Below are 22,295 nucleotides of genomic sequence, written 5' to 3'. Positions count from 1 at the left end.
AACACAAAGGAAACGATATGTCAGTCACCATCTTTCACAATCCACGTTGCTCAAAAAGCCGACAAACTCTCTCTCTACTAGAGGAAAAAGGTGTTCAACCTGACGTTGTGAAATACCTCGATACACCACCGACGGTTGAGAAGCTCAAAGAGATTTTTGAGCAGCTCGAACTAGAAAGCGTACGAGCTATGATGCGCACCAAGGAAGATATCTATAAGCAGCTTAACCTAGCCGACCCAGCGCTTACAGACGATCAACTATTCCAAGCTATGTTTGAGAATCCAAAGCTGATTGAGCGCCCTATCGTGATCAGTAACGGCAAAGCCCGCCATGGCCGCCCACCAGAGCAAGTGCTAGAGATCCTGTAATGGCTTGCCAGATTCTGGTGTTGTACTACAGCCGTCATGGCAGCACTCAGCGTTTGGCTAGAGCCATCGCTCGTGGCGTTGAGTCTGTTGATGGCTGTGAAGCTATCCTGCGTACAGTACCCGAGCTTGACACTAGCCGAGAAGAGTCGGGCGATATCAATGTCACTATCTCCGAGCTTAAAGCATGTGATGGTCTCGCCATGGGCAGCCCTGTATGGTTTGGCAACATGGCAGCACCTCTCAAACACTTTTGGGATCAAACCACCAGCTTGTGGTTAAGTGGCGATCTTATTGATAAGCCAGCTTGCGTATTTACTTCTTCCTCATCAATGCATGGTGGACAAGAAAGTACGGCAATGAGCATGATGTTACCGCTGCTTCATCACGGTATGATGATTATGGGTATCCCATACAGTGAACCACAGTTGCACTCGACCACAACAGGAGGCACCCCCTATGGTGCATCTCATGTTGCCAACTCAAGTGTTCAGCTCAGTGATGATGAACTTGCACTCGCCTCTGCGCTAGGGCAACGATTAGCTTCTACAGCATACAAGCTCAAGCACAACTAGGTATCAGGGATTAGGTACAACAATGACCAGCAATACTTTAATCAACACCGCTAACATGCGCGCTTTCGCCCTGTCGGCAAACTTTGCCTTGTTATGTTGGGTTGGGCTTTGGCATGGCTTTTTGTCGCCACACCCACACATCAACCCTATTGCTCTCACCGTAGCTTGGATGATTCCGCTATTACTACCACTGCCTGGTATTTTGGCGGGTAAGCCATACACTCATGCTTGGGCTAATTTTGTTTTAATGCTCTACTTTTTGCACGCACTGACTTTGCTCTATGCAGACGAAGGGGAACGTTGGTTAGCAGCCGTTGAACTTGTATTGACCAGCTTGGCATTTGTCGGTAATACCGTCTACGCGCGCCTCAAAGGTAAGGAGATGGGTCTCAAGTTGCCAAGGCTCTCTTCCGTGGAAAAGAAAGAGCGCGAACGGTTTGGCAAATAAGCGAAAATTTGAGATTAAAAAAGGAGGCTGACGCCTCCTTTTTGCTAGGTATTTCTAGTACAACCATTCAAATCGTAATGCTGGACCCACAGGCTGAGCAACGTCAACTGAAGGTGCTTGCACGCTTTCAGATACAGGGGTCTCAGTACTCACCTCACCGCTCGCATCTAGCGCATAATCTTGTGGCAGTGAACCATTCGGGGTCTCAATCACCTCTGTTTCTGGTGCTACAGCTTGGTTATCTTCAATCTCGATTTGTTCTGATTTCTTCACTAAACCCAATCTGAGTACCTCTTCCTCAAACGACTCAAGCGAGCCAAGCAAAGATACTCGTACTGTTACTTCATCACCATTGATCTCAGCAATATCAACTTTAGCTGTAGACGCTAAACGACCTAGTGCACGTTCCAGCGTAAAGAAAGCATCGGCGCTGCTAATACGCGAGAAAGACACGGTAACCATACCAGCACTTTCGCCCAACACGGTTGACGCGTTTTGAGCTGCGTAGTAGTCACTGATTTCGTCTATTGCTGTCGCAACAGCCAGCTCGCCAGAGCTTGAACCAGTAATTGGTGCCAAGGTGTTTTTACCCAATTTATCCGGCGTTTGGTCATACAGAGTATAACGAAGGCTGTTGCCCTGAAGACGAATCACGGCAACTGCATCAACAGGATAACGTAAACTAGCCTGTGCAATAGGTTCTACAAAGCCGCCCCAAAGGTCGGTCGTTTGAACGCCAGTAATGTCGTCGAAGTCACCGATTGGAAAAGTCAGTGGTAAACCACGGCGGTTGGCTTCCTTTTTCAGCTGATTGGCGTTCGCGGAGTTGGTGTGCTCCCATACGATAGAGCGGTCATAACCGTTATCTTCTACAAGCCATACCATCACGTTTTTACGCTCTACCGGCCACGATGACAAATCAGCCTGAGTGAGCAGTGTATTGATTTGCTGACTATTAAAGGTCAGGCGCATTGCTTGCTGCCCATCAACCTGGGTATAGCCAAGTTGAGTAATGTATTGTGAGCTTTTGCCTAGTGCCTTCTTGACTACTGGGTTTGTTGCCGCACTTGAGTCACCGCTTGCTTTCACCAACACATCCAACATACCTTGCTGGCGAGCGAGTTCATCAGCATTCGGCTGCTCTGAGTCCACAACGACCTCGGTCGAATAGATATCGACTTTTGTCAACGCATACGCTGGCAAAGCACACGCAGCAGCCAACAACAAAGCTAAATAACGCATAAGCATCCTAAATTACAAACAGATAAGCCGAAATGATAAGCAAGTATGGGATTTGGAGCAAGCTCACTGCTTCAAGGTTTGGTCAATATGTGTTTTTACTCAAAACCATTGGCGGATCCAATACTAATAGCGCCAAGCTATTGAGATTTATCCAACAAAAATCCAGCAATATTTAAATAGATCATTAAGTAAACGATTGCGAAGTGTTAGAATCCTGCACGTTTTGCTTACTCTTTTTTGACTTGCTTGGAAAAACATTATGAAAACGATCTTACAAGGCTCGCAAATGCTGTTCGTCGCATTTGGCTCCTTGGTACTCGTACCTCTTCTAACTGGACTTGATCCTAACGTTGCACTGTTTGGTGCCGGTGTCGGCACGCTATTGTTCCAATTGGTGACTCGTCGCAGTGTGCCTATCTTCCTAGCGTCTTCGTTCGCCTTCATTGCACCTATTATGTTTGGTGTGCAAACTTGGGGTGTCGGCGCGACCATGGGTGGCTTGATGGCTGCTGGTATCGTCTATGTACTCATGGGCGCTGTGATCAAAGCGAAAGGCGTTGAAGTTATTCACAAATTGCTGCCACCTGTTGTTGTTGGCCCTGTGATTATGGTTATCGGTTTGGGTCTTGCACCTGTTGCGGTAAACATGGCGCTAGGTAAAACAGGCGATGGTGCAGTACAACTTATCGATGGTAATGCCGCGCTTTGGATCTCTGCGATTTCACTTCTGGTCACTATCAGTGTGAGTGTGTTCGCCAAAGGCTTCCTCAAGCTACTACCTATCGTAAGTGGTATCTTGGCTGGTTACGTGACAAGCTTGTTCTTTGGTGTTGTAGACTTTACACCTGTCGTTCAAGCGTCTTGGCTATCACTACCCAACTTCACTGCACCAGAATTTAATATCAATGCGATTCTGTTTATGCTTCCTGTGGCTATCGCTCCTGCGGTTGAGCACGTGGGTGATATGCTCGCCATCTCAAACGTAACGGGCAAAGACTACTTGAAGAAGCCTGGCCTTCACCGCACGATTACAGGTGACGGTGTGGCAACGATCGCAGCATCAATGGTTGGCGCGCCGCCGAATACTACGTACAGTGAGGTAACCGGCGCTGTTATGCTGACTAAAGCCTTTAACCCAGTGATCATGACTTGGGCAGCGGTGACGGCAATCGTACTGGCACTTGTTGGCAAGCTAGGTGCTATTTTGCAGACGATCCCTGTCCCGGTGATGGGCGGCATCATGATTCTGCTGTTTGGTTCTATCGCGACAGTCGGTCTTAACACACTTATCAAGAACAACGTCGATCTTCACAAGTCGCGTAATCTAGTGATTGTTGCTATCACGCTTGTATTTGGTATCGGCGGCATGGCATTTGGCATCGGTGACTTCAGCCTTCAAGGTGTGAGCCTATGTGGTATTGTGGCAATTATTCTTAACCAAATCTTGCCAGATGACCTAGGTGAGAACAAAGTGGTGGATAATGCGCAGATGGAAGATTAATTCCTCGTGCACAAAAAAAGGCTGACACACTGTCAGCCTTTTCTATATGCGCTAGTCTATATGCGCTAGCTAATCGGTAATTATTGAGTACCGAAGATCTTATCGCCTGCATCACCTAGACCAGGTACGATGTAGCCTTTGTCGTTTAGGCACTCATCGATAGCTGCTGTGTACATCTCAACGTCTGGGTGTGCCTTCTCAAGCGCTTCGATACCCTCTGGCGCAGCAACAAGAACCAATACTTTAATGTGCTTACAGCCTTTTTCTTTTAGTAGGTCAATCGTTGCAATCATTGAACCACCTGTTGCCAGCATAGGGTCAACAACTAGAGCAATACGCTCGTCGATGTTAGACGCTAGCTTGTTGAAGTAAGGCACAGGCTCAAGTGTTTCCTCATCACGGTAGATACCAACCACACTGATACGCGCGCTTGGCATGTGCTCAAGTACACCGTCCATCATGCCAAGACCAGCACGTAGGATTGGCACTACAGTCACTTTCTTACCTTTGATTTGGTCAATTTCTACAGGACCATTCCAACCTTCGATCGTCACTTTCTCAGTTTCAAAGTCTGCAGTCGCTTCATACGTCAACAGGCTACCAACTTCAGTGGCTAGTTCACGGAAACGCTTTGTGCTGATGTCCCCTTCACGCATCAAACCCAATTTGTGTTTTACTAGAGGGTGTTTAACTTCAACAACTTTCATGTCCAACTCCGGCTAAATTTTACAAAACCTGCAAATTATACATGGTTTCTTTCACTATTTCAGTCAGCAATGTGGCTAAAATGCCCTTTGTTAGCACTAAAAGTCGATCTAGCAACGTCAAATCAATAGATTAGCTTTCTCGGAAAATAGTTTGTATTTTCTTACGCAAACGTTTTCCTTTTTGTTTAAACCCCTGTTAGAATAGCGCCGCTTTTCACATCCATTTATTTATCGAGGACTGTCCCGTGAGCGGAAACAACACTTCCCTAAGCTATAAAGACGCTGGTGTAGATATTGATGCAGGTAACGCATTAGTTGACCGTATTAAAGGCGCGGTTAAGCGCACTCGTCGCCCTGAAGTAATGGGAGGCATCGGTGGATTTGGTGCTTTATGTGAGTTGCCAACAAAATACAAAGAGCCGGTACTTGTTTCTGGTACAGACGGTGTTGGCACAAAACTACGCCTAGCACTAGACATGAACAAGCACGACACTATCGGTATCGACCTTGTTGCTATGTGTGTGAACGATCTTATCGTTCAAGGTGCAGAGCCACTATTTTTCCTAGATTACTACGCAACTGGCAAACTAGATGTTGATACCGCTGCAGACGTAGTTTCTGGTATTGCTGAAGGCTGTGTACAAGCTGGTTGTTCACTAATTGGTGGCGAAACAGCAGAAATGCCAGGCATGTACGAAGGCGAAGATTACGACGTCGCTGGCTTCTGTGTTGGTGTCGTTGAGAAATCTGAAGTTATCGATGGCACAAAAGTAGCCGCAGGTGATGCACTTATCGCTGTTGGCTCAAGCGGTCCACACTCAAACGGCTACTCGCTTATCCGTAAGATTCTTGAAGTTTCTGGCGCAGATAAGAACGAAAAGCTAGGTGAGCGCACCATCGGTGAACACCTACTAGAACCAACAAAAATTTATATCAAATCAGCTCTGAAAATGATCGCTGAGCACGATATCCACGCTATCTCTCACATCACTGGCGGCGGTTTCTGGGAAAACATCCCACGCGTACTGCCAGAGGGCACAAAAGCAGTTATCGACGGTAACAGCTGGGAATGGCCTGCTATCTTCAACTGGCTACAAGAGAAAGGCAACGTTGATACATTCGAAATGTACCGTACTTTCAACTGTGGTGTAGGTCTAATCGTTGCTCTACCTAAAGCGCAAGCTGACGCAGCGGTTGAGCTTCTAAAAGCTGAAGGCGAGAACGCTTGGGTAATTGGTGAGATCGCGACTGCAGAAGCTGGTGAAGAGCAAGTAGAGATCAATTAATTTCATGAAGAATATCGTTGTTTTAGTTTCAGGGAATGGTACTAACTTGCAGGCAATTATTGATGCCTGCGAGTCGACTATCACAAATGCTAAAGTCCGTGCTGTTTTCTCTAATAAAGAATCCGCATTTGCACTAGAACGTGCTCGCAAAGCTGGCGCCGAGGCAGAGTTCCTTGACCCTAAGCTAAGTGAAACACGCGAGGCATTTGATGCTGAGTTGATGCGCCGTATTGATGTACACAATCCAGATCTTTTGGTGCTGGCTGGCTACATGCGAATCTTGAGTGGTGAGTTCGTTCGTCACTACATGGGTCGAATGATTAACATTCACCCTTCGCTACTGCCTAAGTACCCTGGTCTGAATACGCACCAACGTGCTATCGAGAACTGCGATGAGCACCACGGCACCAGCATTCACTTTGTGACTGAGAAACTTGACGGTGGTCCTATCGTGCTTCAGGCGAAAGTACCTGTATTCGATGACGATACCGTTGAAACACTAGAGCAACGTGTTCAGAGCCAAGAGCATAAGATCTACCCTCTTGTCGTTAAATGGTTTGTAGAAGATCGTTTGCAAATGGATGGCAGTAGAGCCCTACTTGACGGCATTGCCCTTGGACCACAAGGTTACGCTGACAAGTAAGCGCATTGACCTGTGAATGAATTAAAAAAGCGAGTGACTTGTCACTCGCTTTTTCTGTTTTAGAGAGGCTCAGTCGGTGCCTGGCTTTTCGGTTTCGCCTCGGCAAATGGAACATCGACCAGATCATCGACATTCGATGCAACCAGCTCACCAAAGTGGAACAAGTTGTACTCTCCTGGTTTCATGCGATGCCACGTCTCATTGCCGGTTAGTGGCTGAGTCGCGACGACCGATACAACATCATTTGGCGTCGTCTCTTCTTGAAAGTTGATTGTGACATCTTCGTCTAACAAGGTCGCTTTGCCGAAAGGCGCTTTGCGCGTAATCCAGTAGAGATGGTTGGTACAGTAAGTCATAACAAACTCACCATCACTCAGCAGCATGTTGTACACGCCCAGCTCTCTCAACTCGTCACAACACTCGGCCACATAGGCAAACATTGCCATCAGATCTTGAGGTGGCTCTGGGAAGCGTTGCTCCAGCTTTTTTAACAACCAACAAAACGACAGCTCGCTGTCCGTCTCCCCGACTGGGCGAAAATGACCCGTTTCGAGGTGCTGATAATCACTTAGCTGGCCATTATGTGCGAAGGTCCAATAACGCCCCCACAACTCGCGCGTGAAGGGATGGGTATTTTCAAGATTCACTTTGCCACGATTCGCTTGGCGAATATGACTCACTACCGCCTTACTTTTAATGGGATAGTTTTGTACCAACTCTGCAATCTCGGAATCACAGCTTGGTTGTGGATCTTTAAAGGTGCGAAAACCTTTACCTTCATAAAACGTTATGCCCCAGCCATCCTTGTGCGGACCCGTATTGCCCCCACGCTGAATCAAGCCAGTAAAGCTAAAACAAATATCTGTTGGCACATTGGCGCTCATGCCAAGCAATTCACACATTGAGTTTCCTACTCTTTGGTTCCGATCATTGAGAATAACAGTGCGTTGTTATTCCATTTCTTTTTCAACAAGCTGAATAATGATGTGGATGATTTTAATGTGTACTTCTTGGATACGATCTGCGTAGCCAAAGTGCGGTACACGAATTTCAATGTCAGCTGCACCCGCCATTTTACCACCATCTTTACCCGTTAGAGCGATGGTTTTCATGCCTTTCGCTTGAGCAGCTTCAATCGCTTTAAGGATATTCCCTGAGTTGCCCGATGTTGACAAGCCAAATAGCACGTCACCTGAGCGCCCTACGGCTTCTACGTAGCGAGAGAACACAAAGTCGTAACCGAAGTCGTTACTCACACAAGAAAGGTGGCTAGGATCAGAAATTGCGATACCTGCGTAACCTGGACGGTTTTCACGATAACGGCCAGTTAACTCTTCTGCAAAGTGCATAGCATCACAGTGAGAGCCGCCGTTACCACAAGACAATACTTTACCTTCTTGTTTAAACGAGTCAGCAATCATCTTTGCTGCAGCTTCAATCTGAGCGATGTTGTGATCGTCACTAAGGAATTTGTTTAGTACTTCAGCAGCTTCGTTAAGCTCATTTCTAATCAAGTCTTGGTACATAGGTTTATTCTCTTTGTTTTTGCGACATACACCTGATGTCTGTTCTCTTTGAGTTTACCTATAAACCCGTAACTCTGTCGATAGACGTAACCCTACCTGTTCATCGAATTGAGAAATATTGTCAATCAACGCACAAATATGCACATGGACTGCGTTTCCGCTTGCTCAATTTAGCACCAATTAGAGTAATTACTTTTCAGATTTTACATTTGTGCAATATTTGAGTTACAATTATCACTGGTACGACCTCTTACCTTACATACAACAATATGAGTCGAACCAAAACAACCATTGCGTAAAACAACAATAAGTACCCAGATAAAGGAACCATCATGGACATCTTGCTCTCACTCGTCGCCTTACTTGGCGCTATTGGTATTAGTTTTTATCAACGAGCGTCATTGGCAAAATCCCTTCTGTTTATCACCGCAGCTATGGTGCTAGGCACGCTACTAGGCGTGTTTGGTGCGATTATGTGGGCGTTATATGTCGCAACTATTGCTATGTTGTGTGTCCCTGCAATCCGACAATCACTGGTGTCAGCAAAAGCACTAACACTATTTAGAAAAGTGCTTCCTGCTATGTCTCAGACGGAAAAAGAGGCATTGGATGCCGGCACCGTATGGTGGGAAGCAGAGCTATTTAAAGGCAAACCCGACTGGCAGAAGCTGCAAAACATCACGCCTTCAAAGCTGACAGAAGAAGAGCAAGCGTTTCTAGATGGTCCAGTCAACGAAGTGTGTGCAATGGTCAATGACTTCCAGATCACCCATGAGCTTGCCGATTTACCACCTGAAATTTGGCAGTATCTAAAAGACAACAAATTCTTCGCCATGATCATCAAGAAGCAGTATGGCGGGCTTGAGTTCTCTGCGTACGCTCAGTCTTGTGTACTGCAAAAACTTTGCGCGGTCTCAACAGTCTTGTCTTCAACGGTGGGTGTACCGAACTCCCTTGGTCCAGGTGAGCTGCTGCAGCATTATGGTACCGAAGAGCAAAAAGATTACTATTTACCGAGACTTGCGGTAGGCAAAGAGATCCCATGTTTCGCACTAACAAGCCCTGAGGCTGGCTCAGATGCAGGCTCCATTCCTGATTTTGGCATCGTCTGCAAGGGCCAATGGGAAGGTAAAGAAGTATTGGGCATGAAGCTGACTTGGAACAAGCGTTATATCACGCTTGCACCTGTCGCGACTGTGCTTGGTCTTGCTTTCAAACTGAGAGATCCCGACGGTCTATTAGGCGATGTTGAAGATCTTGGCATTACCTGTGCACTTATTCCAACTCATCTTAAAGGCGTTGAGATTGGTAACCGTCACTTCCCACTTAATGTACCGTTCCAAAATGGTCCTACCCGAGCAAACGAGCTGTTTGTCCCGATTGATTTCATCATCGGTGGGCAAAAGATGGCTGGCCAAGGGTGGCGCATGCTCGTTGAGTGTTTGTCAGTAGGTCGTGGTATTACCTTGCCTTCAAGCTCAACGGGTGGCATCAAGACAGCCGCTCTGGCGACTGGCGCATACGCTCGTATCCGCCGTCAATTTAAACAACCCATCGGCCACATGGAAGGCATCGAGGAGCCATTAGCGCGCCTTGGCGGTAACGCTTATGTAATGGATGCCGCGAGCCGCCTAACCGTAACTGGTATTGATTTGGGTGAGAAGCCATCGGTTATCTCGGCAATTGTTAAGTACCACTGTACACACCGTGGCCAACGCAGCGTCATTGATGCGATGGATATTGTTGGTGGTAAAGGTATCTGCTTGGGTCCATCGAACTTCCTAGGTCGTGGCTATCAAGGTGCGCCGGTTGCGATTACCGTAGAAGGCGCAAACATTTTGACTCGTTCCATGATCATCTATGGACAAGGGGCGATTCGTTGCCATCCATACGTCCTTGATGAGATGGAAGCTGCTCACTCATCTGCTTCAGATGCGGTGGACAAGTTTGATAAGGCATTAGCAGGTCACGTTGCCTTTACTATCAGTAACTTGGTTCGCAGTTTTTGGCTTGGACTCACTGATGGTCGCGGCTCAGCAGCGCCACATAAAGATGCAACAACGCGTTATTACCAGCAGCTTAACCGCTACAGCGCTAACTTAGCTCTTCTTTCTGATGTATCCATGGCCGTTCTAGGTGGGTCACTGAAGCGTAAAGAGCGTCTGTCGGCACGTCTTGGTGATATCCTAAGTCAGCTATACCTGAGCAGCGCAACGCTAAAACGCTATGATGCAGAAGGACGCAACAGCGAAGATTTACCACTACTGCATTGGGGTATGCAAGATAGCTTGCTACAAACGGAGCAGGCTCTTGATGACTTCTTGGCGAACTTCCCAAACAAAGCGATTGGTCGCTTGATGCGATTCATTGTTCTGCCATTTGGCACGGTGCGTAAAGCCCCTTCAGACAAGTTAGATAGCCAAGTCGCTCGCATCCTACAAACGCCGAGTGCAGCTCGAACTCGCCTTGGCTATGGTCAATACCTCGAGCCAACTGAGCACAACGCTGTAGGACGAATCGAACAAGCGCTTGATATCATTCTTCGCGCTGAGCCAGTCTTTACTAAGGTATGTAAAGCACTAGAACAGCGTCGTCCTTTCACTCAATTGGACAAAGTCGCCACGTTAGGTCTAGAGAAAGGCATCATTACTCAAGAAGAGGCAAACTTACTCACTACGGCAGAGGCGCATCGTCTGTACACGATTAATGTGGATGACTTCTCTCCTGAGGAACTCGCCGCAAAGCCAGTTTACCCTGCGATGGAAGAAGTGGCTTAACACCTTCAAACCATTAATGCAAAAAGCCAGCAAGAGTTCATCTTGCTGGCTTAATTATATGGTCCGCCTCACTCTTAAGCCCCTACGCTTAGAGTAGGCTCTCAGAACGAGGTGAACCATATGTCTACCATCCACATTTTAGGTATCGATTTAGGTAAGCACTGCTTTCATGCAGTAGGTAATAATTATTCTGGCAAGGAAGTTATTCGCCGTAAGTTTAATCGAAGCCAACTCCTGCGTTTCTTATCCTCACTCGAACACACAACGATTGCTTTCGAAGCCTGCGGTGGTGCTCACTGGCTCGCAAGAAAGTGCCAAGCCTTTGGGCATCGAGTTCGTCTCATCCCACCTCAATATGTAAAGCCTTACGTCAAAGGCAATAAGAATGACTTCATCGACGCAGCTGCGATAGCCGAAGCCGCCAGTCGACCAACCATGAGATTTGTCTCGGTTAAATCAGAAGAAGCTCAAGTTATTTCTGCTATTCATCGTGTACGAGAAGGCTATGTGAAAGAACGAACCGCATGTATGAGTCGTATTGGTGCATTGCTACTCGAATTTGGACTCAGCTTCCCTAGAGGGCATGCGAAGATGAAAACACTGTTTCAATGGTTAGCGGAACAAGATGTTGAATTGCCACAAAGTCTTATTGCTGAACTTCTCTCGATTCATGAACACTACAAGTACTTAAATGACCGAGTCTCTGAGCAAGACCAAAAGTTGAAAAGCATCGCTATAAGTAATGAAAGCGCAGAGTTGCTGAAGACCATCCCAGGGGTCGGTGATTTAACGGCAACGTTGTGCGTAGCGAACATCAGTTCCGCTTCTAATTTCGATGGAGGGCGAGAGATGGCAGCATGGCTTGGGTTAGTTCCTAGACAATTCTCAACAGGGGGAAAGTCTAAGCTGTTAGGCATGAGTAAACGAGGGAATAAACACCTAAGGACTCTATTTATTCATGGCGCTCGGGCCGTACTTTCTAGGATAGAAACAACAGGAAAGGTGTTTGGAGATTGGTTAGTGAATCTTCGAGCAACGAAACCTTTTAATGTGGTTTTAGTAGCACTTGCCAACAAGCTGGCGAGAATAGCTTGGGCGGTGTTGTATCACCGCCAAGCTTTTCAGGCTGCATAGCCATAACCAAGTTTGCAACGCCAATGAACGTGATGACAAAAACGGTCAATCGGCCAGATTAGTAACCTGTCACAAAAAATAGCATTTAATGCTTTCGGCTTTTTTAAGGATAATCTGGCGCGGATATCATCGTGGAGCGGGGAAGTTAGTGTTCCCAACGTGGACTCCGAATACATATATGGTCTCCCCCATTTGCGCAAGCAGCATTTCGATGATAGGGACAGGTTAGCGGTCATATATTCGGTCTCTCATATTGAAGCTATAACTTCGGACCTTGATGAATCATTCGCACGTACCATCCTACTAATCATTAGCTCGGACTTAATATCCGATGTATTCGTCAGGTTTTGGGTACGTCGGTTTGACCTGTGTCTCATCTTAAATGCTAATCACACAAATTTGGTGATATTAAAAATTTCAGATTAAAGAGTTAGCAACCTGCTAACTTTTCGATTGGTTTATACTCCTGTTTCTTAGTCACAATTACCCACGCCATCCGTAACATTTTGTTCGCGAACGCAATAACAGCTCGATTAAAGCCTCTTTGCTCAACCAAGCGGTTAATCCAGATACTAAGCTTATCGGTCTTCTTCTTAGCATGAGCAACTACAGCTCTTGCACCGTTAACAACTAAAGAGCGGAGGTGGGAGTCACCCCTTTTACTAATACCCAGTAAGACATTTTTTCCTCCAGTGCTGTTTTGACGGGGGATTAATCCTAAAGCTGCCGCAGCATCTCTGCCGCGCTTAAACTGATACCCATCTCCCATCCAAGAGGTTAAGGAAATACTTACGATAGAACCGACACCAGGCATTGTAATTAAACGCTGACAAGTATCATTCGATTTAACAGTGGCTTCTATATAATCCTGATACGCACTCAGTTCTTTCTCGATATCAAGCAATCGCAAATATTGACGGTTAAGAAATTGGCGAAACACATTAGTCAACTCATTTTCAGCATCTTCTAGTATTCTGGGGACTTCTTTTTTAACCGTAGAGGCTCGCTGGGCTATGACGATACCGTATTCACTCAAAAGCCCACGGATATGGTTAATTAGCCTGGTTCGTTCGACATTTAAAAGTCGGCGCATATGAAGGATGCTTTGCTGATCCTGTTGTTCAATTGATTTTATCGCGACCGTTCGCATAGCTCCGTGTTGCGAGGCTTCAGCTATCGCTTGAGCATCGTTGTAATCATTTTTTTGACCACGTAAATAACCTTTAACATGCTGAGGCGGCAAAAGTTGAACATCATGACCAAGTTTTCTAATCTCACGCCCCCAGTAATGGGCTGAGGAGCAAGCTTCCATAGCAACGACTGACAGATCTAGGTTTGCCAAGTATGGTAGTACCTGGTTTCTGCTTAACTTCTTTCGGGTTACCCGCTTTCCATGCTCGTTCAAAACCACAAAGAAGAAACTATTTTTTGCTAAATCGAGGCCTATTGTTTTACGCTTAATCATGGTCTTCCCCTTATTTCTGATAAAATAGAACTAGTTCTATTTTGGCGCAATATGACGCCGTTAGTGGGAGGGGGAGACCATTTCATCATTAGCGCAAACCAACTCCGTTATTACTAAATTGTAGTTGCAATAACGGGGCGGACCATACATTTTTGTGCTTAATAAGATATGAACTTAATTAACCGGGCATTTTTAATTGCATCTCAGGTAACGAGGCTTTCACTGCCTTTCGACGCCTCAATAGCCACCAGGTGAGACCACCGATAATCAAGAGTATGAGGTTACCAGCAGCAATCGCAATTATCGCCTTCTTACGTACTTCTTGCCTATGCGCCAGTATTTGTGCTTCCTGCTCAGCCTTCTTACGAGCTTCTCGCGCGGCTTGCTGCATCTGCTCCGCCTTTGCCAGATCAATGGCCCCAACCACACTGAAAGTTCTATCTGGCAAATCAAACACTAGGGCTCTTCCAGATGCGGCTTCATTTGCGTAGACATGCCCTGACCAATGATACGTGCCGATCTGATGGCGATCGTTAAACTGAATCAGCATCTCGTTTTCATCACGACCTGCTTGGTGCTGAACGATGCTCTCTGTTTCATCTGGCTCTTGAAGCTCAATCGAGGCAGCAAGTGACCCAGTTTCAATGGTGGCCGCTTCCCCTCTCACCTGCACGCGGTGCGGGACATCACCCTCACCTTGTAAAAAACGAGTGACGAACGGAGTGGGATAAACAAACACTTCTTGCTCAAGTGCTCGCAAGAAAACCCCGTTTCCGGTGGTAATTCGAACATTGTACTTACCAGGTTCGATAGTTATCGGCAGCTCAACCGTGAAGATGCCATCTCCTGCACGCTCATCCAGACCCTCGCCATTATCGAGGAACTCACCAATAACAATAGGAACTGGCGCGACTTTCGCCGTTGCTTGCGCTTGCTCCTCTAGATAGCGAGTCATAACAACGCGAAGGTTCACTCGGTCTAGGATATTTTCAACGATGAGTGGTTCATTATCCGTCATCAAGCGAGCGGTAAACTTTAGCTTCTCACCCTGATAAATGCGCTGCGGTAGGGTTTCTGCTTGTAACGTCAACTGGGAGATAATCTGAATATTATTCTTTGGCGTCACCTTGCCAATTGCTTGCCAGGGTCCTGGCATAGGGCGCTCGATGGTAATCACGTCTACCGTCGGTTCTTCTATCCAATGAACATGCGATGGGTGGCGCCACGCGTAATATTTTTTGCCGTCAGGTCTGACTAAGGTTACTGGCTTAGAACGGTCTTCTCGATAAACCAAAAAGGTAATTCGGTCGACGGTTTCATCCACACGAAACCGATTATCGAGAAATGGCATAGAGGACTCACTCGCGATTGCACCGACCGTCAGCGATAGCCACACCGCTATCGCTAGCATTATCCTCTGCATGTTTCTCTCCTACTGACGCCAGAGACAACTGCCGCCTTTTTCAACGATATCTAAACGCGCATTATGCGCATCTATTTCATCGGCAGAAGCGACCAAAACCTTTAATGATTTTCGCGAGGATGTAAGACGCTTAATGGATTCGCCACCAGCATCGCCATCAGATTGACCAGCGTTGAACTGCATCGACGTCTGTCCACCAGTCATTGCTAGGTAAACATCGGCCAAGATCTCCGCATCGAGCAATGCCCCGTGGAGAATACGAGCAGAGGTATCGATAGTGTAGTGTTTCGCCAACGAGTCTAGGTTTTTCCTAGCCGGCATGTTCGCCATGCGTTTTGCCATGGCTAGGGTATCGGTGATCTTGCAGTACTGCTCGGTCTTACCTATCGACGCATCCAGCATACCAAACTCGTGGTCCATAAAGCCCACGTCGAAGGGCGCGTTATGGGCAACCAGCTCGGCACCTTTGATAAACTCGAGGAACTCTTCATGTATCTGTTTGTAGAGTGGCTTATCTAACAAGAACTCATCAGTAATACCGTGAACGTCAATCGCGTCAGGCTGGATCGCCATGTCCGGTTTGATATAGACATGGAAATGTCGACCAGTCAGTTTTCGGTTAATGATCTCAACCGCACCGATTTCAATGATTCGATGCCCTTGGTAATGCGGACCACCTTCTCGGTTCATACCGGTTGTTTCGGTATCGAGTACGACGATTCGGCGCTGTTCTGGATTGTGACTGGTATTCATGGCGTTTTGTATGTCAGACTATAAAGATAAACTCTCAAGACTCTATAGTATCAAATCATGACGAAGCAGGTTGAAATTTTCACTGATGGTTCCTGTTTAGGAAACCCAGGCCCTGGTGGCTACGGTATCGTTCTGCGTTATAAGCAAAACGAAAAGACCCTAGCAAAGGGCTACACGCTAACCACCAACAATCGAATGGAGATGTTGGCTACTATCGTTGCGCTTCAGGCACTTAAAGAGCCTTGTGAGGTCATATTGACCACAGATAGCCAATACGTTCGCCAAGGCATCACACAATGGATCCATAACTGGAAAAAACGTGGCTGGAAAACAGCTGACAAGAAGCCAGTAAAAAACGCCGACCTATGGAAAGCGCTTGATGCAGAAACAGCAAGACACTCTATTGATTGGCGCTGGGTAAAAGGTCACGCAGGGCACCGCGAGAATGAGATGTGTGATGAACTCGCACGTGCAGCCGCAGAAAATCCGACCGAAGAAGATACGGGTTACCAGCCGAGCTAGCTCGACTGTTTTTTATCCGCCGTTCGATAACTGACGCTTGCGGGCGTCAGTTTCTTTTTAAGACGCCAGTGCGGCTTAATTGGTTTTAGCGGATAGGTACGCTTTCTAGCAACAATAAAGTACAAGCTCCCCATCGGTGATGCCCAATCACCAATACTGCTCTCAAGCCAGGTCCACATCGTCCTGTAGCGCTTCATCGGAAACAGCGCGTAGGTATCCGCGTAAACCACCTGATAGTTAAGTACCCCTAGCCAGTCTTTAATACGACCAGGGGTAAACATTCGCCCGCTCCACGGAAAGTTATTTTTTCGCCAAGGCATCAGACTCGCTAAGCCAGTAAAACTCATGGGATTAAAGCCGGTAAGAACTAAGTAACCATCGTCCATCATTACGCGATCGACTTCGCGCAGCATTCGATGAGGGTCTTCGGCATACTCTAGCTGATGAGAAAGGATAATCGCATCAAAACTCTTTTCTAAAAATGGCAATTCGTAGCGGTCAGCGATAACATTGTGAAGAGGGTTTTTAACATCAAGATTGACTTGATGCTGAATATTGCAATTGCAGCTCGTTAACTCGCAGCTCAATCCACCAAGCTTTAGTAGGTGGTAGCCAAATAGCTTAGGGCACCATTCATCGAGGCGAGTTTGAATCGACTCGGATACCCATTGCCCATTAGCGAGTTCATCCCATGAATGAGGATGGTCGACTTTTTTCTTGCTGCGAGCTGGCTTCATATTCGGGCGATCTCCCAAACCGAACTGGAGAAACAACAATGTTACATATCAAAAGCATACCTGCATTTAATGACAATTACATCTGGCTTATTCAAAATAACCAAAACTTGTGTGCTGTCGTCGATCCAGGGGATGCAGAGCCAGTTATCGACTATCTAGAACGCCACGATCTTGAGCTGGTCACTATCCTCGTGACTCATCACCACTGGGACCATACGGGCGGAATTGAGAAGTTAGTAGAGAAGTATCCTTCGATCAGTGTTATTGGTCCTGAACATTCTTCAACCGAACATCTGACTCACCGAGTATCGGAAGGCCATCGCATCAACCTGTTCCAAGAAGAGTTTTTGGTTCTAAATTTACCAGGGCACACGCTCGACCACATTGGCTATGTCGGTGATGGTAAGCTTTTTTGTGGTGACGTGCTCTTTTCAGCAGGTTGCGGACGCATCTTTGAAGGCACACCAGAGCAAATGTACAACTCGCTACAAAAACTCACCCTGCTTCCCGAAGAAACGGAAGTGTACTGCACCCACGAATACACACTCAGCAATCTGGCATTCGCCCTCGCCGTCGAGCCACATAATGAGTTTTTGCATCAGTATCGCGATCAAGCCAACCAAAAACGAGCACAGGGAATTCCTACGCTACCTACCTCAATCGCCGTAGAGAAAAGGATCAACCCTTTCCTAAGAACAACCCAAACTGAAGTTGTGAGCTCGGTTGCAAATCGCAGTGTGAATAATGATCCACTCGCCACTTTTACCGCGCTTCGTGAGTGGAAGAACGAATTTTAACGTTTTGCTGCTTGTTTGACCCAACGCCTATTAGTATTATGCTCAACCGTTCAAGTAAGAGGTTGTAGCAAACACAATGCATAAGAAATACAGTTGGGCATTCGCCCTGTTGCTGGCTGGTTGTCAAATGACTCAGCCAGATTCAAGCAGTACCACAACAGAGCCTACCAACTCTCCTGCAGAAACAGCGACAACTACAACAACAAAGCCCGTTTCAGTAACCACTCCAGATGTAAAACAAGCACCGAAAGCGCTGACGCCTCAACAACAAGAGGATGTATGGAAGCGTATCGCGATGCAGCTGGAGATGGAGATCCCAAACAATGCGAAAGTCGACTACTATCGCAAGTGGTACATCAAACATCCAAATCATTTAAAGACGGTGTCGCAACGTGCACAGCCGTTTTTATATCTGATCACGGAAGAAATCGAGGCTCGCGATCTACCGCTCGAGCTTGCGCTGCTTCCGATTGTAGAAAGCTCATTTGATGCCTTTGCCTACTCGCACGGCAGTGCCGCTGGTTTATGGCAATTTGTGCCTGCAACCGGCAAAGCGTTTGGTTTGGACCAAACTTATTGGTTTGACGGACGCCGTGACGTGACTCTATCGACCAACGCGGCGCTCGATTACTTAACCCAGCTAAACAATCGCTTTGATGGTAACTGGAACCATGCTATCGCTGCTTATAACAGTGGCGGCGGCCGTGTTTCTAGTGCTATCCGTAAAAACCGCAATGCTGGCAAACCGATCGACTTCTTCTCATTGGATCTTCCAAAAGAGACCAGTGGCTACGTACCAAAACTGCTAGCGCTCGCCGACATTCTAGCGAATGCTGAGAAGTACGGCGTAGAGATCCCACCTATTCCGAACAAGCCAGTGTTGGAGCTGATCGACCCGAACGAGCAACTTGATCTTGCGATCGCAGCGAAATACGCGGGTATCTCGGTCAAGGAACTACAAAGCTATAACCCAGCTTACAACCAATGGGCAACTGCGCCTGACGGTCCTCAAACTCTGTTGCTACCAATCGATAGCGTCGAGCAGTTTAATACTGAACTTGAGAAAAACCGTGGTAAGGGCATGCGTTTAGTGCGCTATAAGGTCAAGTCAGGCGATTCACTGAGTGTCATCGCGCAGCGCCACCAAACCACGACAAACGTAGTTCGCAATGCGAACGGCCTGAAGAACAACAACATCCGTGCTGGTCAGTACCTGCTTGTACCTACCTCGACAAAAGATGACTCAACCTATAGCTTAAGCGCCTCAAACCGTTTAGCGAAAACGCAGTCAACATCTCGTGGTAACTACAAAGTCACTCATCAGGTGAAAAGTGGTGACAGCCTGTGGTCTATCGCGAAAGCGAACAAGGTCTCTCATCAGTCACTAGCGAAATGGAACGGTATGGGTCCTCGCGATACCTTGCGTGTGGGGCAAGAGTTGGTCATTTGGAAGAATGCCAGCGACGGACAGATCATTCGCACGGTTTTCTATTCGGTTCGCAGTGGCGACACCATTAGTGGTATCGCACAGAAGTTCAAGGTTCGTACTAACGACGTCGTGAAGTGGAATAGCCTGCAGAAGAGCAAGTATCTGAAGCCGGGTCAGAAGTTGAAGTTGTATGTGGATGTCACTAAGACCAGTGCATAGTGACTTTCACAGTAATAAAAACCAGTCTTGAGACTGTTTTTGTTATCGCTGGAATCTAGCACCGATAACAATTCCCATCGGGCAGACAATAAAAAACGCCAAGCATTAAAGCTTGGCGTTTCTCTAAGTATGTTACGTTACGGGCGGTAAACCTTAACGTTGCTGTAGCCTTGCTCTTGAAGATAAAGCGCTTGCAGTCGACTCATCACACCGCGGTCACAATAAAGTAGGTAAGTCTTAGACTGGTCAAGATCACCAAACTTAGTGCCAAGCTTGAAGAATGGCAGGTGTTTAACTTCAACGCCATCCAACTCCAATGGGTTTTCGTCTTCTTCTTCCGCGCTGCGAATGTCGAGTACGATAGCATCATTTTCAACTGCTTCCACTTGCTCTACCTCCGGTGCCTGCTCTTGGCTCTCTTTCTCGATATCACGGATATCGATCATACGAGCGTCACGCACCACTTGTTCAAGCACAGAGAAATCAAATTTCTCTTCTTCCGCTTCTAACTTAGATTTCACCGCTTTAACCGTCGGCTTGCGAGAAATCACGCCACAGTATTCTGGCATAGTTTTAGCAAAATCTTCGGTGCCGATTTCACGCGCTAGGTCGATGATGTCTTCTTTATCCCAGTTGATAAGAGGACGAAGAATCAGAGTATCTGTTACGCCATCGATATGGCGCAGGTTAGTCAGTGTTTGACTAGATACCTGACCCAGTGCTTCACCTGTCACGAGTGCTTCAATACCAAATTTCTCAGCAAGCATACCACCAGCACGCATAAACATACGCTTGAGGATGACGCCCATTTGGCCGTCTTCTACTTTTTCTAGGATCTCAGCAACAACCGGTTCGAAATCGACAGAGATGAACTTCACCTTCGCTGACGAGCCGTACTTGTTCCACAGGAAGTGTGCTACCTGCTTAACACCAATCTCGTGAGCAGGGCCGCCTAGGTTGAAGAAGCAGTAATGCGTCTTTGAGCCACGTTTGATATGCAGGTAACTCGATACACCAGAGTCGAAACCGCCAGAGATCAGGCTGAGTACATCTTCTTGAGTACCTAGAGGGAAACCGCCAAGGCCTTTGTGACGTGCGATAACTTGGTTAAGCTTGTCGTTTGCAACCTCGATGTTTACCGTCACATCCGGCTTAGACAGCTTCACACGCGCACTTTCTACCGCTTGATTCAGACCGCCGCCAACGTAGCGCTCAAGCTCAATCGAGGTAAAGTCATGCTTACCGCGACGCTTCGCACGCACGACGAAGGTTTTGCCTTCAATACGCTTGCCGTTAAGTTCTAGAACTTGCTCATAGATATCATGCATGTCAGCAAAATCAGATTGCTGAACCTCAAGCACGTGGTGGATACCAGGGGTCTGAGTAAGAATCTCCAATACCTCTTTGTAGTATTGGTCTGAACTTGCACTCACTTCAATGTGGTCACGACGGTTAAACACCGCCACCGATTCCGTACGGCGCTGGATAATGATTCGCAGGTTGCACTCAAGGATCCTTGTAAAGCGCTTACGCACTGAATCGCTTTTTACAAAAATCTCTGGATGGGGCTTTACGATAAATCTCATAGTCTTTTCACATCTCGTTGCAATGCTGTCTGAGCGCGACAGTATAGGGAAACACATATCAACTGTAGTACAAATTCGCTCAATTCTGCGTGCTTAAAAACTAAGACTCGACTGAGCGATTGTTCATCAGGGGCGCAAGTATACCCGCAAGCCCGATAAGATGCGAGTAATCGACTTAATTCAAATCTGCACGCATTTCTTTAGTCCACAAACAAAAATACCAGAGCATAGCTCTGGTATTTCATCAACTTAAAAAGTCACTAATTGCCGTCTGCAGAGACTTCGTCGGTGTAGACTGGCTCACCCTGCATAATACTGATCTCGACGCGGCGATTTCGAGCTCGCTGTCTTTCGGTATCATTGGGTCCAAGCGGCTCGGTATCAGCAACACCTATCACTCTGAGTCTAAGGTGTGAGAAGCCTTTCACTTTTTCCATCTCTTGGGCGACGGATACGGCGCGCTGCGATGTTAGATCCCAGTTCGAACGATATAGCTCTGAGTCCAACGGCAGATTATCGGTATGGCCCGATACTCGCACTTGACCCGGGATGTCTTTCACTAGGTCGGCAACTTGACGCACCAGAGGCCTAAATTTAGGTTGCAGGAATGCCGAACCCTCAGGGAAAGCCCCCTTCTCTTGAATTCGAATCACCAACTGCTGCCCAAGGTTTTCCACCTCTACAGCGCCTTGATTGATCTCTTGTTGTAACGCCTGCTTGATGAGCTCTTCTAACTTCTCAAGATCTTCATTCTGCTGCTCATTCTCTGCCGAGGCTGTGCCTATTTGGTTTTTCTGAGTTCGATCCGCGGTTTGCCCGCCAGTGATCTTGCCATCATCACGCTGATTGCCACCCGCTCTGTCTGAATCCCCTTCTTGAAACTCGAGAGTTTGCTGAGTGATATCAATGGTCTGCTGCATGATCACATCAATCGGCGTTGGCTCTGGACGACCAGGACGAAACTCCTGCGCGATAATACTGGTGCCCTTAGGGATATCTTTCACTTCCAGTCGGTTCTGAACACCAAACGCAAACTTCATTGAACCTGCTATCTGCTTAAACTTCAGTACATCCATCTCAGAGAACGACAGCAAGAGTACGAAGAAGCACATCAACAGCGACATGAGATCAGAGAAAGTCGCCATCCAAGCGGGCGCCCC

Annotated in this window: 21 protein-coding genes; 11 read left to right on the top strand and 10 right to left on the bottom strand. The window is 47.1% G+C overall.

The window, feature by feature from the left end; all coding sequences use genetic code 11:
- The first annotated feature begins 17 nt into the window (after window positions 1-17).
- Genes arsC through AC6I8U_RS03735 form a run of 3 tightly spaced genes read left to right on the top strand, consistent with a single transcriptional unit; the run spans window position 18 to window position 1,388 of the window.
- Window positions 18-368: an arsenate reductase (glutaredoxin) gene (arsC, locus tag AC6I8U_RS03745; protein WP_042473781.1), complete on the top strand. Its 351-nt coding sequence runs from the start codon at window positions 18-20 to the stop codon at window positions 366-368.
- Window positions 368-940 carry an NAD(P)H:quinone oxidoreductase gene (gene wrbA, locus AC6I8U_RS03740; RefSeq protein WP_498017781.1) on the top strand — a complete coding sequence of 191 codons (573 nt, stop codon included), beginning with the start codon at window positions 368-370 and terminating at the stop codon, window positions 938-940. Before arsC ends, wrbA begins: the two co-directional genes overlap by 1 nt.
- A 22-nt stretch (window positions 941-962) precedes the next feature.
- Window positions 963-1,388, top strand: coding sequence for a DUF2069 domain-containing protein (locus AC6I8U_RS03735; protein WP_128650393.1), 426 nt, complete (start codon window positions 963-965; stop codon window positions 1,386-1,388).
- A gap of 54 nt (window positions 1,389-1,442) precedes the next feature.
- On the opposite strand, the gene AC6I8U_RS03730 is transcribed toward AC6I8U_RS03735, so the two are convergent.
- Complete coding sequence (locus tag AC6I8U_RS03730; protein WP_498017780.1) at window positions 1,443-2,630, bottom strand: DUF8605 domain-containing protein; 1,188 nt, start codon at window positions 2,628-2,630, stop codon at window positions 1,443-1,445.
- A gap of 259 nt (window positions 2,631-2,889) precedes the next feature.
- Here AC6I8U_RS03730 and AC6I8U_RS03725 point away from each other — a divergent pair, with 259 nt between their 5' ends.
- Window positions 2,890-4,131 carry a uracil-xanthine permease family protein gene (locus AC6I8U_RS03725; protein ID WP_234495329.1) on the top strand — a complete coding sequence of 414 codons (1,242 nt, stop codon included), beginning with the start codon at window positions 2,890-2,892 and terminating at the stop codon, window positions 4,129-4,131.
- A gap of 80 nt (window positions 4,132-4,211) precedes the next feature.
- Here AC6I8U_RS03725 and upp read toward each other — a convergent pair whose 3' ends face one another.
- Window positions 4,212-4,838 (bottom strand): uracil phosphoribosyltransferase, encoded by a 627-nt coding sequence (gene upp / locus AC6I8U_RS03720; RefSeq protein ID WP_252012210.1) that lies wholly within the window; start codon window positions 4,836-4,838, stop codon window positions 4,212-4,214.
- Between the two features lie 245 nt (window positions 4,839-5,083).
- Between upp and purM the strand changes: the two genes are divergently transcribed.
- Window positions 5,084-6,124 carry a phosphoribosylformylglycinamidine cyclo-ligase gene (gene purM / locus AC6I8U_RS03715; RefSeq protein ID WP_234495327.1) on the top strand — a complete coding sequence of 347 codons (1,041 nt, stop codon included), beginning with the start codon at window positions 5,084-5,086 and terminating at the stop codon, window positions 6,122-6,124.
- Window positions 6,125-6,128: 4 nt separating this feature from the next.
- Entirely contained in the window at window positions 6,129-6,767 is a 639-nt protein-coding gene (gene purN / locus AC6I8U_RS03710) for a phosphoribosylglycinamide formyltransferase (RefSeq protein ID WP_042473772.1), read from the top strand.
- A gap of 59 nt (window positions 6,768-6,826) precedes the next feature.
- On the opposite strand, the gene AC6I8U_RS03705 is transcribed toward purN, so the two are convergent.
- A complete protein-coding gene (locus AC6I8U_RS03705) occupies window positions 6,827-7,669 on the bottom strand; it encodes a class II glutamine amidotransferase (protein ID WP_498017779.1) in 843 nt (280 codons plus the stop codon).
- 48 nt (window positions 7,670-7,717) lie between these two features.
- On the bottom strand, window positions 7,718-8,293 hold the full coding sequence (gene lpcA, locus AC6I8U_RS03700) for a D-sedoheptulose 7-phosphate isomerase (protein WP_128648969.1): 576 nt from the start codon (window positions 8,291-8,293) through the stop codon (window positions 7,718-7,720).
- Window positions 8,294-8,625: 332 nt separating this feature from the next.
- Here lpcA and fadE point away from each other — a divergent pair, with 332 nt between their 5' ends.
- Together fadE and AC6I8U_RS03690 are read left to right on the top strand one after the other, a co-directional pair.
- Complete coding sequence (gene fadE / locus AC6I8U_RS03695; RefSeq protein ID WP_394150733.1) at window positions 8,626-11,070, top strand: acyl-CoA dehydrogenase FadE; 2,445 nt, start codon at window positions 8,626-8,628, stop codon at window positions 11,068-11,070.
- A gap of 120 nt (window positions 11,071-11,190) precedes the next feature.
- Window positions 11,191-12,204: an IS110 family RNA-guided transposase gene (locus AC6I8U_RS03690; RefSeq protein ID WP_498017778.1), complete on the top strand. Its 1,014-nt coding sequence runs from the start codon at window positions 11,191-11,193 to the stop codon at window positions 12,202-12,204.
- Window positions 12,205-12,634: 430 nt separating this feature from the next.
- On the opposite strand, the gene AC6I8U_RS03685 is transcribed toward AC6I8U_RS03690, so the two are convergent.
- The 3 genes from AC6I8U_RS03685 to dnaQ form a co-directional block, all read right to left on the bottom strand.
- Window positions 12,635-13,669, bottom strand: a complete 1,035-nt coding sequence (locus tag AC6I8U_RS03685; RefSeq protein ID WP_498017721.1) for an IS110 family RNA-guided transposase — start codon at window positions 13,667-13,669, stop codon at window positions 12,635-12,637.
- 178 nt (window positions 13,670-13,847) lie between these two features.
- A complete protein-coding gene (locus AC6I8U_RS03680) occupies window positions 13,848-15,092 on the bottom strand; it encodes a TIGR03503 family protein (protein ID WP_498017777.1) in 1,245 nt (414 codons plus the stop codon).
- 9 nt (window positions 15,093-15,101) lie between these two features.
- Complete coding sequence (gene dnaQ / locus AC6I8U_RS03675; RefSeq protein WP_252012218.1) at window positions 15,102-15,845, bottom strand: DNA polymerase III subunit epsilon; 744 nt, start codon at window positions 15,843-15,845, stop codon at window positions 15,102-15,104.
- Window positions 15,846-15,902: 57 nt separating this feature from the next.
- Between dnaQ and rnhA the strand changes: the two genes are divergently transcribed.
- Window positions 15,903-16,367: a ribonuclease HI gene (gene rnhA / locus AC6I8U_RS03670; protein WP_042473763.1), complete on the top strand. Its 465-nt coding sequence runs from the start codon at window positions 15,903-15,905 to the stop codon at window positions 16,365-16,367.
- On the opposite strand, the gene AC6I8U_RS03665 is transcribed toward rnhA, so the two are convergent.
- Window positions 16,364-17,104 (bottom strand): methyltransferase domain-containing protein, encoded by a 741-nt coding sequence (locus tag AC6I8U_RS03665; RefSeq protein ID WP_498017776.1) that lies wholly within the window; start codon window positions 17,102-17,104, stop codon window positions 16,364-16,366. The genes rnhA and AC6I8U_RS03665 overlap by 4 nt on opposite strands.
- Window positions 17,105-17,142: 38 nt before the next feature.
- Between AC6I8U_RS03665 and gloB the strand changes: the two genes are divergently transcribed.
- Together gloB and AC6I8U_RS03655 are read left to right on the top strand one after the other, a co-directional pair.
- Window positions 17,143-17,901, top strand: coding sequence for a hydroxyacylglutathione hydrolase (gene gloB / locus AC6I8U_RS03660; protein WP_252012222.1), 759 nt, complete (start codon window positions 17,143-17,145; stop codon window positions 17,899-17,901).
- 76 nt (window positions 17,902-17,977) lie between these two features.
- Window positions 17,978-19,549, top strand: coding sequence for a LysM peptidoglycan-binding domain-containing protein (locus AC6I8U_RS03655; RefSeq protein ID WP_498017775.1), 1,572 nt, complete (start codon window positions 17,978-17,980; stop codon window positions 19,547-19,549).
- A gap of 137 nt (window positions 19,550-19,686) precedes the next feature.
- On the opposite strand, the gene thiI is transcribed toward AC6I8U_RS03655, so the two are convergent.
- Entirely contained in the window at window positions 19,687-21,135 is a 1,449-nt protein-coding gene (thiI, locus tag AC6I8U_RS03650) for a tRNA uracil 4-sulfurtransferase ThiI (protein ID WP_394150736.1), read from the bottom strand.
- Between the two features lie 260 nt (window positions 21,136-21,395).
- Entirely contained in the window at window positions 21,396-22,280 is an 885-nt protein-coding gene (locus AC6I8U_RS03645; protein WP_419153435.1) for a flagellar motor protein MotB, read from the bottom strand.
- Window positions 22,281-22,295: the final 15 nt, after the last annotated feature.

Source organism: Vibrio sp. KUL80 (assembly GCF_059725495.1).
Note: the sequence above shows the minus strand (reverse complement) of the source record. Positions and strands in the feature narration are given on the sequence as shown.